Annotated in this window: 12 protein-coding genes; 7 read left to right on the top strand and 5 right to left on the bottom strand. The window is 70.2% G+C overall.

Going from position 1 to position 15,718, the window contains the following annotated elements:
• Window positions 1–66: 66 nt before the first annotated feature.
• The 5 genes from ACWC21_RS03690 to ACWC21_RS03670 all read left to right on the top strand — a co-directional run bounded on the left by ACWC21_RS03690 (window position 67) and on the right by ACWC21_RS03670 (window position 6,932).
• Window positions 67–1,338: an ABC transporter substrate-binding protein gene (locus ACWC21_RS03690; RefSeq protein ID WP_450877768.1), complete on the top strand. Its 1,272-nt coding sequence runs from the start codon at window positions 67–69 to the stop codon at window positions 1,336–1,338.
• Window positions 1,339–1,469: 131 nt separating this feature from the next.
• Window positions 1,470–3,320, top strand: coding sequence for a glycoside hydrolase family 13 protein (locus tag ACWC21_RS03685; protein ID WP_450877766.1), 1,851 nt, complete (start codon window positions 1,470–1,472; stop codon window positions 3,318–3,320).
• Window positions 3,321–3,359: 39 nt separating this feature from the next.
• The gene (locus ACWC21_RS03680) at window positions 3,360–4,685 is read left to right on the top strand and encodes an ABC transporter substrate-binding protein (RefSeq protein WP_450877764.1); all 1,326 of its coding nucleotides are present in this window, start codon (window positions 3,360–3,362) and stop codon (window positions 4,683–4,685) included.
• A gap of 8 nt (window positions 4,686–4,693) precedes the next feature.
• Window positions 4,694–6,067 carry an ABC transporter permease subunit gene (locus ACWC21_RS03675; RefSeq protein ID WP_450877762.1) on the top strand — a complete coding sequence of 458 codons (1,374 nt, stop codon included), beginning with the start codon at window positions 4,694–4,696 and terminating at the stop codon, window positions 6,065–6,067.
• 25 nt (window positions 6,068–6,092) lie between these two features.
• Window positions 6,093–6,932, top strand: a complete 840-nt coding sequence (locus tag ACWC21_RS03670; protein WP_450877760.1) for a carbohydrate ABC transporter permease — start codon at window positions 6,093–6,095, stop codon at window positions 6,930–6,932.
• A gap of 60 nt (window positions 6,933–6,992) precedes the next feature.
• Here ACWC21_RS03670 and pgl read toward each other — a convergent pair whose 3' ends face one another.
• The 5 genes from pgl to tkt are packed head-to-tail and all read right to left on the bottom strand — an operon-like array spanning window position 6,993 to window position 13,754.
• Entirely contained in the window at window positions 6,993–7,775 is a 783-nt protein-coding gene (gene pgl, locus ACWC21_RS03665; RefSeq protein ID WP_450877758.1) for a 6-phosphogluconolactonase, read from the bottom strand.
• On the bottom strand, window positions 7,772–8,959 hold the full coding sequence (gene opcA, locus ACWC21_RS03660) for a glucose-6-phosphate dehydrogenase assembly protein OpcA (protein ID WP_450877756.1): 1,188 nt from the start codon (window positions 8,957–8,959) through the stop codon (window positions 7,772–7,774). The genes pgl and opcA overlap by 4 nt, the downstream gene beginning before the upstream one ends.
• Window positions 8,956–10,512 carry a glucose-6-phosphate dehydrogenase gene (gene zwf / locus ACWC21_RS03655; RefSeq protein ID WP_450877754.1) on the bottom strand — a complete coding sequence of 519 codons (1,557 nt, stop codon included), beginning with the start codon at window positions 10,510–10,512 and terminating at the stop codon, window positions 8,956–8,958. The genes opcA and zwf overlap by 4 nt, the downstream gene beginning before the upstream one ends.
• 1 nt (window position 10,513) lies before the next feature.
• Window positions 10,514–11,632: a transaldolase gene (gene tal, locus ACWC21_RS03650; protein WP_450877752.1), complete on the bottom strand. Its 1,119-nt coding sequence runs from the start codon at window positions 11,630–11,632 to the stop codon at window positions 10,514–10,516.
• Window positions 11,633–11,666: 34 nt separating this feature from the next.
• On the bottom strand, window positions 11,667–13,754 hold the full coding sequence (tkt, locus tag ACWC21_RS03645; RefSeq protein ID WP_450877750.1) for a transketolase: 2,088 nt from the start codon (window positions 13,752–13,754) through the stop codon (window positions 11,667–11,669).
• Between the two features lie 378 nt (window positions 13,755–14,132).
• On the opposite strand from tkt, the gene ACWC21_RS03640 reads away from it, so the two are divergent.
• Both ACWC21_RS03640 and ACWC21_RS03635 read left to right on the top strand, forming a co-directional pair.
• Window positions 14,133–15,086: a heme o synthase gene (locus ACWC21_RS03640; RefSeq protein WP_450878262.1), complete on the top strand. Its 954-nt coding sequence runs from the start codon at window positions 14,133–14,135 to the stop codon at window positions 15,084–15,086.
• Between the two features lie 93 nt (window positions 15,087–15,179).
• Window positions 15,180–15,512, top strand: coding sequence for a hypothetical protein (locus ACWC21_RS03635; RefSeq protein WP_450877748.1), 333 nt, complete (start codon window positions 15,180–15,182; stop codon window positions 15,510–15,512).
• The last annotated feature ends 206 nt before the right edge of the window (window positions 15,513–15,718 follow it).

Raw genomic sequence — 15,718 nt, 5'->3', positions numbered from 1 at the left:
CAGGTATACATGGCCTCTGACTCACGGGCGAGGGTGCCCGTGGTGCCGGTGTGCAAGGAGGAACCTATGCGGTGGACACGCGCCGCCGGTAGGTTCCTTCTCGTCCTCGTCGTGGTCATGACCGGGTACGTCACCTCGGGCGCCCACGCCGACGAGGCCGGCGCCGGGGGCCGCGGCCCGCTCACGCTGGCCACCGCCGGGGACCTCACCGGCTATCTCGGCCCGCTGCTCCAGGGCTGGAACCGCACCCACCCCGGGGAGAAGGTCACCCTGGTCGAGCTGCCGGACTCCGCCGACGAGACGCACGCGCAGATGACCACCGACCTGCGCGACGGTGACCGCAGCCGGTTCGACGTGCTCAACATCGACGTCAACTGGACCTCGGAGTTCGCCGCCGCCGGCTGGATCCGGCCGCTGCCGGCGGACGGCTTCCCGCTCGGCACCTTCCTGCCGCCGGTCGTCGACACGGCCAGGTACGACGGACGCCTGTACGCCGTCCCGTACGTCACCAACGCCGGTCTGCTCCTGTACCGCAAGGACATCCTGGACAAGGAGGGCGTGCCGCCGCCGCGCACCTGGGCCGAGCTGGAGCACGACGCGAAGACCATCGCGCCCAAGTACGGACTCGGCGGTTACGCGGGTCAGTTCCTGCCCTACGAGGGCCTCACGGTCAACGCGGCCGAAGTCGTCTACTCGGCGGGCGGGACCATCCTCGGCGACGAGGGAAAGCGCGTCACCGTGAACTCCTCCGCCGCCCGCCGGGGCATCGGTTTCCTGGCGCGCGGCTTCCGTGAGGGCTGGATCCCGAAGCAGGCGCTGATGTACAAGGAGGAGGAGTCCAAGGACGCCTTCCAGAACGGCCGTCTGCTTTTCCTGCGCAACTGGCCCTATGCGTACGCCGTGGCCTCGGCCAGGGGCTCCAAGGTCGCCGGGAGGATCGGCGCCGTACCGCTGCCCGGACCGGACGGGCCCGGGAGGAGTGTCCTCGGCGGCTCCAACCTGGCCGTGAACACGCACGCCCGGCACCCCGACTCCGCCGCGCGTCTCATCGCCTACCTCACCAGCGAGCCCGTCCAGCGCCAGGTACTCACCCGTGGCGCGCTGCCGCCCGTACGCGCCGCGCTGTACCAGGACCCCGAGCTCGTACGGGAGTTCCCCTACCTGCCGACCCTGCGCACCGCCCTGCGCGACGCCAAGGCGCGTCCCAAGAGCCCGCGTTACGACCAGGTCAGCCTGGTGGTGCAGGCGGTGGTGCACGACGCGCTGACCGGGCGGGAGACGCCCGGGGTGGCGGTGCGGCGACTGGCGCGGGAACTCGACGCCGTCGCCCGTCGGTAGTTACCTGTTAGGTAACGCGAACGTCTCAACTGGGCGCGAGATGCCCGAATAAGTCATGATTTTAGCCGCACGTGTCCTGGGAACCTCTGTTCTTTTCATTGACACCCCTGTGAAACGCCTACCTAACATGCATGCATAACTGCTGCCCTTCACAGAGACAGGCCACAGGGTTGAACAGGCTTCATTGGTGGCGTGACGCGGTGATCTACCAGGTCTACGTCCGCAGCTTCCTCGACAGCACCGGCGACGGCGTCGGTGACCTGGCCGGCGTCCGGGCCGGGCTGCCGTACCTGAAGAAGCTCGGCGTCGACGGGATCTGGCTGAGCCCCTTCTACCCCTCACCCCAGCACGACCACGGCTACGACGTCGCCGACTACTGCGACGTCGACCCGCTCTTCGGCGACCTCGCCGAGTTCGACCTGCTGATGGCGGCCGCCCGGCGGCTCGGTGTCAAGGTGCTCCTCGACATCGTCCCCAACCACTGCTCCAGCGAGCACCCGTGGTTCCGTGAGGCGCTCGCGTCCGCGCCCGGCAGCCCGGCCCGCGCCCGCTTCCACTTCGCAGACGGCCACGGCCCGGACGGCGACGAGCCGCCCAACAACTGGCACGCGATGTTCGGCGGCCCGGCCTGGACCAGGGCCGGCGACGGCCAGTGGTACCTGCACATGTTCACGTCCGAGCAGCCCGACTGGAACTGGCGCCACCCCGAGGTCCCCGCCGAGTTCGACCGTGTGCTGCGCTTCTGGCTGGACCGGGGCGTCGACGGCTTCCGCATCGACGTCGCCGCCGGACTGTTCAAGCACCCGGACCTGCCCGACTCCGACGACCCCGAGGCCGACGCCCGCACCCGCGACTCGGTCAACCCGCTCGCCTGGAACCGGCCCGAGGTGCACGACGTGTGGCGGCACTGGCGGTCCGTGTGCGAGGAGTACACCGCCCGCGACGGCCGTGAACGCCTGCTGGTCGGCGAGGTCTCGGTGCCGAGCGCCCGCGAACACGCCCAGTACGTCCGCCCCGACGAACTCCACCAGGCCTTCTTCTTCGACCTGCTCAGCGCCCCCTGGGACCCCGACGCCTTCCGCAAGGTCATCTCCGAGGCCATGGAGGACATCGCGGGCACCGGTTCCACGGTCACCTGGGTCCTCAACAACCACGACCAGGTCCGCACCGTCACCCGCTACGGAGAACCCGCGACCGAGGGCAGCGGCCCAGGGCCCGCGTCGGAAATGGCGCCTGCCGGGCGACGCCTGGCACGCTCCCCCAGCCTTCGGCCGGGGGGACCCCCACTCGCCGCACCGGGCGAAAGCCCAAGTACGTCCGGTACGAGGGCTTCCGCCCGGCACGCCGAGAGCACGCACCAAACGCCGCCCGGCCCGCCCTTCGGGCGGACGACGCCACTTCCGACGCAGGCCCTGGGCACCGCCCGCGCCCGCGCCGCCGCCCTGCTGATGCTGGCACTGCCCGGAGCGGCGTACATCTACCAGGGCGAGGAACTGGGCCTGCCCGAGGTCGTCGACCTGCCCGACGACGTGCTCACCGACCCGATCTTCCGGCGCACCGGCAGTCGCGCCCGTATCCGCGACGGCTGCCGGGTGCCGCTGCCCTGGTCCGGGCAGGCCTCCCCGTTCGGCTTCACCTCCGGAGACCGGAGCGCCAAGCCGTGGCTGCCGCAGCCCGAGTACTTCGCCGAGTACGCCACCGACCGCGCCCTCGCCGACACCCGCTCCTTCTGGCATCTCTACCGCGACGGTCTCCAACTTCGCGCGGGACTGCCCCAGTTGGGTGAGGGGCCGCTGCGCTGGCTGGACACCGCGCCGGGCGTCCTCGGCTTCGTCCGCGGCGACGGCCTCGTGTGCGCCGTCAACTTCGGTACGGCGCCCACACCCGCGCCGGTCCCCGGCACCCCCCTGCTGTCCAGCGGCCCCTGCCCGGCCGGGGTGCTCCCCGGCTCGACGGCCGCCTGGTGGATCAACGACCTCTGACCGCCCGTCACCTCCCCACCCCCCGAAGGGACATCGAAGATGATGCGACGACGCACCACCCTGCTCGCCGGCTGCACGACCCTCGTCGTGACGCTCGGCGCGACCGCCTGCGGCGGCGGCCCGGTCTCCGCCGGCGGCGGTGACAAGGCACTCAGCGGCCAGACCGTCACCGTCGCCGGTGTCTGGTCCGGCAGCGAGCAGAAGAACTTCCAGAAGGTGCTGGACGCGTTCAGCGCGAAGACCGGCTCCAAGACGCAGTTCGTCTCCACCGGCGACAACGTCTCCACCGTGGTCGGCAGCAAGATCGAGGGCGGCAACGCACCCGACGTGGTGATGGTGCCGCAGGTCGGCGTGCTCCAGCAGTTCGCGAAGAAGGGCTGGCTCAAGCCGCTGTCCGCCACCACCGAGAAGTCCGTGGACGCCGGTTACGCGCCCGTGTGGAAGAAGTACGGCAGCGTCGACGGCCGCCTCTACGGCCTGTACTTCAAGGCCGCCCACAAGTCGACCGTCTGGTACAGTCCCGACGCCCTCACCCAGGCCGGTGTGAAGCCGCCGAAGACGTACGACGCGATGCTGAAGGGCGGGCACACCGTCTCCGACTCCGGGCTCGCCGCCTTCGCGGTCGCCGGGCAGGACGGCTGGACCCTCACCGACTGGTTCGAGAACATCTACCTCTCCCAGGCCGGGCCGGAGAAGTACGACGCCCTCGCCGCCCACAAGCTGAAGTGGACCGACGCGAGCGTGGTCAAGGCGCTCGGCACCCTCGGCAAGCTGTTCAAGGACAAGCAGCTGATCGCGGGCGGCCAGAAGGAGGCCCTCAACACCGACTTCCCGGGCTCGGTGGAGAAGGTGTTCGGGCCCAAGCCCGAGGCGGGCATGGTCTACGAGGGCGACTTCGTCGCGGGCGTCGCCCACGACCAGTTCGGCAAGGCCATCGGCAAGGACGCGAACTTCTTCCCGTTCCCGGCGGTCGACGGCGGCAGGGCGCCGGTCGTCAGCGGCGGCGACGCGGCCGTGGTGCTGAAGGACGGCAAGAACTCCAAGGCCGGCATGAAGCTCCTGGAGTACCTGGCCACTCCGCAGGCCGCGGCGGTGTGGGCGAAGGCGGGCGGCTTCCTGTCCCCGAACAAGAAGGTGGACCTCGCCTCCTACGGCGACGACGTCACCCGCGCCACCGCAAAGTCCCTGATCGCGGCCGGTGACTCGGTCCGCTTCGACATGTCCGACCAGGCACCCGCCTCCTTCGGCGGCACCAAGGGCGTCGGGGAGTGGAAACTGCTGCAGGACTTCCTGCGCGACCCCTCGGACCCGAAGGGCACCGCGGCGAAGCTCGAGGCCGCGGCGGCCAAGGCCTACCAGGACTGAGCCGGCCGATGACCGCCACCACACTCGTGAAGGAGAAAGGGGCGAGCCACCCGCCGCCGCCCGGCGCGCTCGCCGAACGCGCCCGGCGCTCACGGCGCCGCCGCCGGATCATCGCCCTGCTCTTCGTCTTCCCCGCCCTGCTCCTGCTCGGCGCACTCGTCGTCTACCCGGTGCTGTTCTCCGTCGGCCGCAGCTTCTTCGACGCCTCCGGCAGCCGTTTCGTCGGCGCGGACAACTACACCGAGATGTTCCGCGACCCGGCCACGCTCACGGCCGTCCGCAACACGACCATCTGGGTCGTCGTGGCCCCGGCCCTGCTGACCGGACTCGGTCTGATCCTGGCCGTCCTGGTGGAGAAGGTCCGCTGGGCCACGGCGTTCAAGCTGCTGCTGTTCCTGCCGATGGCGGTGTCGTTCCTCGCGGCCGGGATCATCTTCCGGCTCGCGTACGACGAGGACCCCGACAAGGGCGTGCTCAACGCCGCCGTGGTCTCCGTGCACGACGCCTTCCAGGGCACGTCGTCCTACCCGACGGCACGGGCCCGCCCCGGACACGGCCTGACCCAGGGCCACGACGGCTCGTACACGACGAAGGCGAGCGCGTCCCCGGGTGACCTGGTGACGCTGCCCATGGTCGGCGTCCTGCCGGGGGACCTGCCCAAGGGCGCCTCGCCCGCCTACCCGGCGGCCGCGGAGAAGTCCGCCGCCGGTGACCTGCGCGGCGTCGTCTACCTGGACTTCACCCCCGGTGGCGGCGGCAGGCAGGGCAAGGTCGACCGGCGGGAGAGCGGACTGCCCGGCATGACGGTCGAGGCGGTGCGGGACGGAAAGCCGGTCGCGAGCACGACCACCGCGTCCGACGGTTCCTTCCGCTTCCCGGGCCTGCACCCGGGTTCGTACGCGCTGAAGCTGCCCGAGTCGAACTTCGCGCCGCCCTACCAGGGCGTCTCCTGGCTCGGCCCGGCCCTCGTCACACCCGCGATCATCGGCGCGTACCTGTGGATCTGGACCGGCTTCGCGATGGTGCTGATCGGCGCGGGCCTGTCCGCCCTGCCCCGGGACGCCCTGGAGGCGGCCCGGATGGACGGCGCGAACGAATGGCAGATCTTCCGCCGCATCACGGTCCCGCTGCTCGCCCCCGTCCTCACCGTGGTCTTCGTGACCCTCGTGATCAACGTGATGAAGGTCTTCGACCTCGTCTACATCATCGCGCCCGGGCCGGTGCAGGAGGACGCCACCGTACTGGCCACCCAGATGTGGCTGGTGTCCTTCGGCGGCGGCAACAACCAGGGCCTCGGCAGCGCGCTGGGCGTGCTCCTGCTGCTGCTCGTGGTCCCCGCGATGGTCTTCAACGTCCGCCGCTTCCGCAGGAGTCAGCGATGAGGGAGTCAGCGATGAGGAGTCAGCGATGAACGCGGTCAGGCGCGGCCTCGGCAACGGGCTGGTGCAGGCCTTCCTGGTGGTGATCGGCCTGGTCTGGCTGACCCCGCTGGCGGGACTGTTCCTCTCCTCGCTGCGGTCGGCGCAGGACACCGCCAAGGGCGGCTGGTGGACCGCACTGGCCAGTCCCGGACAGCTGTCCTTCGACAACTACTCGGCGCTGCTGAAGAACTCCGGGATGACCCAGGCCTTCTGGAACACGGTGCTGATCTCGGTGCCGGCGACCCTTCTCGTCGTCGTCATCGCGTCCCTCGCCGGATACGCCTTCGCCTGGCTGGACTTCCCCGGACGCGAGCCCGTCTTCCTGCTCGTCGTCGCCCTGCTGGTGGTGCCGGTGCAGATCGGTCTGCTGCCGGTCGCCAAACTCTTCGGTCAGCTGGGCCTGTTCGGCACGATCCCCGGCGTCGTCCTCTTCCACGTCGCCTACGGACTGCCGTTCGCGGTGTTCCTGCTGCGCAACTACTTCGCCGAGATGCCCAAGGAGATGCTGGAGGCCGCCCGGATGGACGGCGGCGGTGAGTGGCGCATCTTCACCCGCCTCGTCCTCCCCGTCGGCCGGCCGGCCATCGCCAGCCTCGCCATCTTCCAGTTCCTGTGGGTCTGGAACGACATGCTGGTGGCACTGCTGTTCGCCGACAGCTCCTCCCAGCCGCTCACCGTGGAACTCCAGTCCCAGATACGGCAGTTCGGCAGCAACATCGACGTGCTCGCCCCCGGCGCGTTCCTGTCGCTGATCGTGCCGGTGGTGGTGTTCTTCGCCTTCCAGCGGCACTTCGTGCAGGGCGTGATGGCCGGGTCGGTGAAGTAGGGGCCCAAGGGCAAGGGGCGGCGCGGGGAATCCCCGCGCCGCCCCTTGCCCCATGCAGTCTCACGGCGAGGCCGGCGGATACAGCGACCGAGGCAGCCGGGAGGCCGCCGCCGAGTCCAGCAGCCACAGGGTGCGGGAGCGGCCGTAGGCGCCCGCGGCCGGGGCCTGGATCTCACCCGCGCCCGAGAGGGCGATCGCGGCGGCCTGCGCCTTGTCCTCGCCCGCTGCCAGCAGCCAGACCTCCCGCGCCGCCCGGATCGCCGGCAGGGTGAGCGAGATACGGGTCGGCGGGGGCTTGGGGGCACCGTGCACGCCGACCACCGTGCGCTCGGTCTCCCGGACCGCGGGCAGCTCGGGGAAGAGCGAGGCCACATGGGTGTCCGGGCCGACACCCAGCATCAGGACGTCGAAGACGGGGACGCTGCCGTGGTTCTCCGGTCCGGCCGCCTTGGCCAGCTCCGCCGCGTACGCCTCCGCCGCCGCGTCCACATCGGCACCGTACGGACCGTCCGAGGCGGGCATGGCGTGCACGCGCTCCGGGTCCAGCGGCACCGAGTCGAGCAGCGCCTCGCGGGCCTGGGTGACATTGCGCTCCGGGTCGCCCTCGGGCAGGAAGCGCTCGTCGCCCCACCACAGGTCCAGCCGGGCCCAGTCCACGGCGTCCCGGGCCGGGGCCGAGGCCAGCGCGGCCAGCAGACCGTTGCCGTTGCGGCCACCGGTGAGCACCACGGACGCGTAACCCCGCGAGGACTGCGCGTCCACGATCCTGGTGATCAGCCGGGCCGCGGCGGCCTGCGCCATCAGTTCCTTGTCGTGGTGCACGACCAGCTGCGGGGTGCTCACTTCGCCGCCGCCTTCTTCGTGGGCTCCTGCTTCACCGGGGCCTGCGCCGCCGCGTCCTTCGCGGGAGCTTTCGCAGCCGTTTCGACAGGGGCCTCGACCCCGAGCCGTTCCCCTGCCCCGTCTGCTCCTGCTTCCGCGGCCCCTGCTCCTTTGCCGGAGGCTGCGTCGCCTCCTTTGCCGGAGGCTGCGTCGCCTCCTTTGCCGGCGGGCTCTCCGGCTTCGGCCCGTACGGGCTCCCCGGCCGGGGAACCGCGCCACGGCGACCCCAGCCGCTCCACGCCGTAGCGCAGGGCCGACGCGTAGGTGTCGTCCGGGTCGAGCCGCCGCAGCTCCTCCGCGATCAGCTCGGCCGTGTCACGCCGCTTCAGCGCCACCGCACGGTCCGGCTGGCCCTGGATGGACAGCGTGGCCAGCGAACCGTCCGCGCGGTCCAGGGTTATCGGGCCGCAGGTGGTCTCCATCCGGACCGCGGTGAGCCCCGGACCGGAGGACAGGGAGCGCCTGACGGGGACGTCCAGCCGGTCCGCCAGCCACATCGCCAGCAGCTCGCAGCTCGGGTTGAACTCCTCGCCCTCCACCTCGACGGCCTTGACGTCGCACACGACCTGGTCCAGGGCCGCCGCGAGCATCGAACGCCATGGGGTGATCCGGGTCCAGGACAGGTCCGTGTCACCGGGCGTGTACGCGGAGGCGCGGGCGGACAGCTCCCGCACCGGCTGCTCACCGGCGTAGGAGTCGGTGACCCGTCGCTGGGCCAGCGCGCCCAGCGGATCCTTGGCCGGGTCGAGCGGTGCGTTCACCGGCCACCAGACGACCACCGGGGCGTCCGGCAGCAGCAGCGGCAGCACCACGGAGTCGGCGTGGTCGGCCACCTCGCCGTACAGCCGCAGCACCACCGTCTCACCGGTGCCCGCCTCCGCGCCCACCCGCACCTCGGCGTCCAGCCGGGACTGCGTGCGGTCGCGGGGGGAGCGGGAGACCCGCTTGATGACCACCAGCGTGCGCGAGGGGTGCTCGTGCGAGGCGTCGCTGCCGGCCTTCAGGGCGTCGTAGGCGTTCTCCTCGTCGGTGACGATCACCAGGGTGAGCACCATGCCCACGGCGGGCGTGCCGATGGCCCGGCGGCCCTGCACCAGCGCCTTGTTGATCTTGCTGGCCGTGGTGTCCGTGAGGTCTATCTTCATGGCCGGCGCCAGCTCCGTCCGTCTCGTGCGAGCATCTCGTCGGCCTCCGCGGGACCCCAGGTGCCCGACGGGTACTGTGCGGGCCTGCCGTTCTTGTCCCAGTACTCCTCGATGGGGTCGAGGATCTTCCAGGACAGCTCGACCTCCTCCGTCCGCGGAAAGAGGTTGGAGTCGCCCAGCAGCACGTCCAGGATGAGCCGCTCGTACGCCTCCGGGCTGGACTCCGTGAAGGACTCGCCGTAGGCGAAGTCCATCGACACGTCCCGGATCTCCATCGACGTGCCCGGCACCTTCGAACCGAACCGGACCGTGATGCCCTCGTCGGGCTGGACGCGGATGACGACCGCGTTGGAGCCCAGCTCCTCGGTCGCCGTGTGGTCGAAGGGGGAGTGCGGGGCCCGCTGGAAGACGACCGCGATCTCCGTCACCCGGCGGCCCAGCCGCTTTCCGGTGCGCAGATAGAAGGGGACGCCCGCCCAGCGGCGGTTGTCGACCTCCACCTTGATCGCCGCGTAGGTGTCGGTCTTCGACTTGGCGTCGATGCCGTCCTCTTCGAGGTAGCCGATGACCTTCTCGCCGCCCTGCCAGCCCGCCGCGTACTGGCCGCGCACGGTGGCACTGCCCAGGTCCTTGGGCAGCCGTACCGCGCCGAGCACCTTGGTCTTCTCCGCGGCCAGCGCGTCCGCGTCGAAGGAGGCGGGCTCCTCCATGGCCGTCAGCGCCATCAGCTGGAGCAGGTGGTTCTGGATGACGTCACGGGCGGCGCCGATGCCGTCGTAGTAGCCGGCCCGGCCGCCGATGCCGATGTCCTCTGCCATGGTGATCTGCACGTGGTCCACGAAGGACCGGTTCCAGATCGGCTCGAACATGGTGTTGGCGAAGCGCAGCGCCAGGATGTTCTGGACGGTCTCCTTGCCGAGGTAGTGGTCGATCCGGAACACCTGGTCCGGCTCGAACACCTCGTGCACGACATGGTTCAGCTCCTCGGCCGACTTCAGGTCGTGGCCGAACGGCTTCTCGATGACCGCCCGGCGCCAGGAGCCGCCGTTCTGGTCGGCCAGCCCGTGCTTCTTCAGCTGCTGGATCACGACGGGGAACGACTTCGGCGGCACCGACAGGTAGAAGGCGAAGTTGCCGCCCGTGCCCTGCGCCTTGTCCAGTTCCTCGATCGTGCCGCGCAGCCGCTCGAAGGCGTCGTCGTCGTCGAAGGTGCCCTGGACGAAGCGCATCCCCTGGATGAGCTGCTGCCAGACCTCCTCGCGGAACGGGGTCCGGGCGTGCGCCTTGACGGCGTCGTGGACCTCGGCCGCGAAGTCCTCGTGCTCCCACTCCCGGCGGGCGAAGCCCACCAGGGAGAAGCCCGGCGGCAGCAGACCCCGGTTGGCGAGGTCGTACACCGCGGGCATCAGCTTCTTGCGGGACAGGTCGCCGGTGACGCCGAAGATGACCAGGCCCGACGGCCCCGCGATACGCGGGAGCCGTCGGTCGGCGGGGTCACGAAGCGGGTTCGCACCGAAACCGTTGGAGCCGGAAGAGCCTGAAGAGGGGGACAATTCAGCCCTCCGAGGGAGCGAGGCGCTGCAGCTCCGCCTCCGTGGACTTGAGCAGGTCGTTCCAGGACGCCTCGAACTTCTCGACGCCCTCATCCTCCAGCACCTGGACCACGTCGTCGTACGCGATCCCGAGCTTCTCCAGGGCGTCCAGGTCGGCACGCGCCTGCTCGTAGCTGCCGGCGACGGTGTTGCCGGTGATCTCGCCGTGGTCCTCGACGGCCTCCAGCGTGGCCTCCGGCATGGTGTTCACCGTGTTCGGCGCCACCAGGTCGGTGACGTACATGGTGTCCTGGTACGCCGGGTCCTTCACACCGGTCGACGCCCACAGCGGACGCTGCTTGTTGGCGCCCGCCCGCTCCAGCGCGGCCCAGCGGTCCGAGGAGAAGACCTCCTCGTACGCCTGGTAGGCGAGGCGGGCGTTGGCGACGGCGGCCTTGCCGCGCAGCGCCTTGGCCTCGTCGGTGCCCAGCGCGTCCAGCCGCTTGTCGATCTCGGTGTCCACGCGGGAGACGAAGAAGGACGCCACGGAGTGGATCTTGGACAGGTCCAGGCCGCGCTCCTTGGCCTTCTCCAGGCCCGAGAGGTACGAGTCCATGACGGCCCGGTAGCGCTCGAGCGAGAAGATCAGCGTGACGTTGACGCTGATGCCGTTGCCGATGGTGTCGCTGATCGCCGGGACGCCCGCCATGGTGGCCGGGATCTTGATCAGGGTGTTCGGGCGGTCGACCAGCCAGGCAAGCTGCCGGGCCTCGGCGACGGTCGCCTTCTCGTTGTGCGCCAGGCGCGGGTCCACCTCGATGGAGACCCGGCCGTCCTGCCCGCCCGTGGCGTCGAAGACCGGGCGCAGGATGTCGGCGGCGTCGCGGACGTCCGCCGTGGTGATCATGCGGATGGCCTCTTCGACGGTCACCTTGCGGGCGGCGAGGTCCGACAGCTGCTGGTCGTAGCCGTCGCCCTGCGAGATCGCCTTCTGGAAGATCGTCGGGTTGGTGGTGACGCCCACGACGTGCTGCTGGTCGATCAGCTCGGCGAGGTTGCCGGACGTGATCCGCTTGCGCGACAGGTCGTCCAGCCAGATCGCGACGCCTTCTTCGGAGAGGCGCTTGAGTGCGTCTGTCATGGAATTACATCTCCCTACAGGTCGTATGTGAGCGTCAGCGCTGGGCGTCAGCGAGGGATTCCCGGGCCTTGGCGGCCACGTTCTCGGCAGTGAAGCCGAACTCGCGGAACAGGACCTTGGCATCGGCTGAAGCGCCGAAGTGCTCCAGGGAAACGATGCGGCCGGCGTCCCCGACGTACTTGTGCCAGGTCAGACCGATACCGGCTTCCACCGCTACACGTGCCTTCAGGGACGGGGGCAGGACGCTGTCCCGGTACCCCTGGTCCTGCTGCTCGAACCACTCCACGGACGGCATGGACACCACCCGCGTGGGGATCCCCTCGGCCTGCAGCTGCTCGCGCGCCTCCACGGCGACGTGCACCTCGGAACCGGTGGCGATCAGCACGACCTGGGCGTCACCGCCGTCGGCCTCGAACAGGACGTAACCGCCGCGCGCGGCGTCGTCGTTGGGCTCGTACACCGGCACGCCCTGGCGGGTCAGCGCCAGTCCGTGCGGCTGGCCCTTGCCGAACTCCTTGGTCCAGCGCCTGAGGATCTCGCGCCAGGCGATCGCGGTCTCGTTGGCGTCCGCCGGACGCACCACGTTCAGACCCGGGATGGCACGCAGCGAGGCCAGGTGCTCGACCGGCTGGTGGGTGGGGCCGTCCTCGCCGAGACCGATGGAGTCGTGCGTCCACACGTACGTCACCGGCAGGTGCATCAGGGCCGACAGACGCACGGCGTTGCGCATGTAGTCGGAGAACACCAGGAAGGTGCCGCCGTAGACGCGGGTGTTGCCGTGCAGCGTGATGCCGTTCATCTCCGCGGCCATCGAGTGCTCGCGGATGCCGAAGTGGATCGTGCGGCCGTAGGGGCTCGCCTCCGGCAGCGGGTTGCCCTCGGGCAGGAAGGAGCTGCCCTTGTCGATGGTGGTGTTGTTCGACCCGGCCAGGTCGGCGGAGCCGCCCCACAGTTCGGGGATGACGGCGCCGAGCGCCTGCAGCACCTTGCCGGACGCGGCACGCGTCGCGACGCCCTTGCCGGGCTCGAAGACCGGGAGCTTCTCCTCCCAGCCGGTGGGCAGCTCGCCCGCGGCGATGCGGTCGAAGTCGGCGGCGCGCTCGGGGTTGTTCTCACGCCACAGCTGGAACGACTTCTCCCACTCCGCCTTGAGCTCGCGGCCGCGGTCGAGGGCCCGGCGGGTGTGCGCGAGCACCTCGTCGGCGACCTCGAAGCTCTTCTCGGGGTCGAAGCCGAGGACACGCTTGGTGGCCGCGACCTCGTCGTCGCCGAGCGCCGAGCCGTGGGCGGCCTCGGTGTTCTGCGCGTTCGGGGCGGGCCAGGCGATGATCGAGCGCATCGCGATGAAGGACGGCCGGTCCGTGACCTTCTTGGCTTCCTCGATCGCGTTGTAGATCGCGTGCGGGTCCAGGTCGCCGTCCGGCTTCGGCGCGACACGCTGCACGTGCCAGCCGTAGGCCTCGTACCGCTTGACGGTGTCCTCGGAGACGGCCGTCTCGGTGTCGCCCTCGATCGAGATGTGGTTGTCGTCCCACAGCAGGACCAGGTTGCCGAGCTTCTGGTGGCCGGCCATGGAGGACGCCTCCGCGGAGATGCCCTCCTGGAGGCAGCCGTCACCGGCGATGCAGTAGACGAAGTGGTCGAAGGGCGACTCGCCCTGCGGGGCCTCCGGGTCGAACAGGCCGCGCTCGTAGCGGGCGGCCATCGCCATGCCCACCGCGTTGGCGACGCCCTGGCCGAGCGGGCCGGTAGTCGTCTCGACGCCCCTGGTGTGCCCGTACTCCGGGTGGCCCGGGGTCTTCGAGCCCCAGGTGCGGAAGGACTCCAGGTCCTCCAGTTCCAGGCCGAAGCCGGCCAGGAAGAGCTGTGTGTAGAGGGTCAGGGACGAGTGACCGGCGGACAGCACGAAGCGGTCGCGCGCCACCCAGTCGGGGTCGGCGGGGTCGTGCCGCATCACCTTCTGGAAGAGGGTGTACGCGGCGGGCGCCAGGCTCATGGCCGTACCGGGATGGCCGTTGCCGACCTTCTGTACGGCGTCGGCGGCGAGGACACGAGCGGTGTCGACGGCCCGCTGGTCCAACTCGGTCCACTCGAGGTCTGTTGTGGTCGGCTTGGTGCTCACCCTGAGTCAGGGCTCCTCTCCACATGATCGAATACCGGTGTTCTGGGCGCGCGCCCACCGGCTGCCGGTGCACTGGATGCCCACCGGCCGCTGTCGAGCCTACCCCTGTGAGTACGTGCGTTTTTTCGACCCGTTCCAGACTGCCGGGCCGGGTGGCGATCCGCCCGCCGACTGGCCGGAACGGCATCGGGCACATGAATACGCAGCCGCTCATCTGACTGCTCAATCGAGTAGTGGTACGTACACCGGATGCCCCCGCGAACACGAACCCACCCCCGCGAATGTCCGGGTCTGGGCAACGTCTAAAGTGGCGTGGTACGCGCGAGTCCTTACCGCTGGTTCACAACCGGGGGGCTCGCTGGGATGTCTCTGTCAGGGGTGTGCGTGACGGCCGTCGAATCCCGTCCACCGGGTGTGCTCGGTGCGAGCCGGAGCCCGAGCCACCGGCCGTTCGGGGCCCGTGTCAAGGCTTTCGTGGCGCTGACCAAGCCGCGGATCATCGAGCTGCTGCTCATCACCACCGTTCCGGTGATGTTCCTGGCGCAGCAGGGCGTGCCGGACCTGGGTCTGGTGGTGCTGACCTGCGTCGGCGGCTACCTCTCCGCGGGCGGCGCCAACGCGCTGAACATGTACATAGACCGCGACATCGACGCGCTCATGGACCGCACGTCGCAGCGCCCGCTGGTCACCGGCATGGTCAGCCCCCGTGAGTGCCTCGCCTTCGGCATCTCGCTGGCGGTCGTCTCGACGCTGCTGTTCGGTTTCACCGTCAACTGGCTGTCGGCCTGGCTGGCACTCGGAGCGCTCCTCTTCTACGTCGTCGTCTATACGATGATCCTCAAGCGGCGTACGTCGCAGAACATCGTCTGGGGTGGCATCGCGGGCTGCATGCCCGTGCTGATCGGCTGGTCCTCCGTCACCAACTCGATGTCGTGGGCGCCCGTCATCCTCTTCCTGGTCATGTTCTTCTGGACGCCGCCGCACTACTGGCCGCTGTCCATGAAGGTCAAGGAGGACTACGCGCGCGTGGGCGTGCCGATGCTGCCGGTCGTCGCCTCCAACAAGGTCGTCGCCAGGCAGATCGTCCTCTACAGCTGGGTCATGGTCGCCGTCTCGCTGCTGCTGACGCCGCTCGGCTACACCGGCTGGTTCTACACGGCGGTCGCGCTGGTCGCGGGCGGCTTCTGGCTGTGGGAGGCGCACGCGCTGCAGAACCGCGCCAAGGCCGAGGTGACGGGCGCGAAGCTCAAGGAGATGCGCCTGTTCCACTGGTCGATCACCTATGTGTCGATCCTGTTCGTGGCGATCGCGGTGGACCCCTTCCTGAGGTGACCCCCTCCGTTCTCCGGCGCGGGCGGGTTGCGTGGTCAAGGCCACGCAACCCGCCCGTCGCCGTTTGATCTACCCGTCGGTAGCATCCTGGTCATGGCAGACACGCAGCAGGTTGACCCCAAGGCAGAGCGCAAGGTGGCGAGGCTCGCCCGGCAGATCGACGCCTTCGCCAAGGCGCACGGCGGTGCCGAGGGTCAGGTGGCCCACATCGGTGAGCGCGGCGCCCGGATCGTGCTCGTCGGCGAGGACGGCGGCTGGGGTGACCTGGTCGCTCCCGACCACGCCATCGCCGAGCAGGCCGTGCGGAAGGCCGGCATCACCGTCCACGAGGCGTTCGACGGCGAGTTCGCCGGCAAGGTGAGGACCGGCCCGTACGAGTGGGCGCGCATGGCCGGGATCCAGGTGGGCGGGCCGAGCAACTCCTAGGTCGTGTCCGCAAAGTCCCGTCGTCCGCCCGGAGGGCGGGCCCCGCGGCGTCTGGTGCGTGCTCTGGGGGTCCCCCCGGCCGAAGGCTGGGGGAGCGTGCCAGGCGTCGCGGGGCTGGGGGCACCTCCCGGCCGAAGGCTGGGGGAGGGACTTTGCGGACACGACCTAGCAACACCTCGCACCGGGTTCACCCGTTAGGACCTCAA

It is taken from the genome of Streptomyces sp. NPDC001348, assembly GCF_053597535.1.
This window is presented reverse-complemented; position numbering and strand designations above follow the sequence as displayed.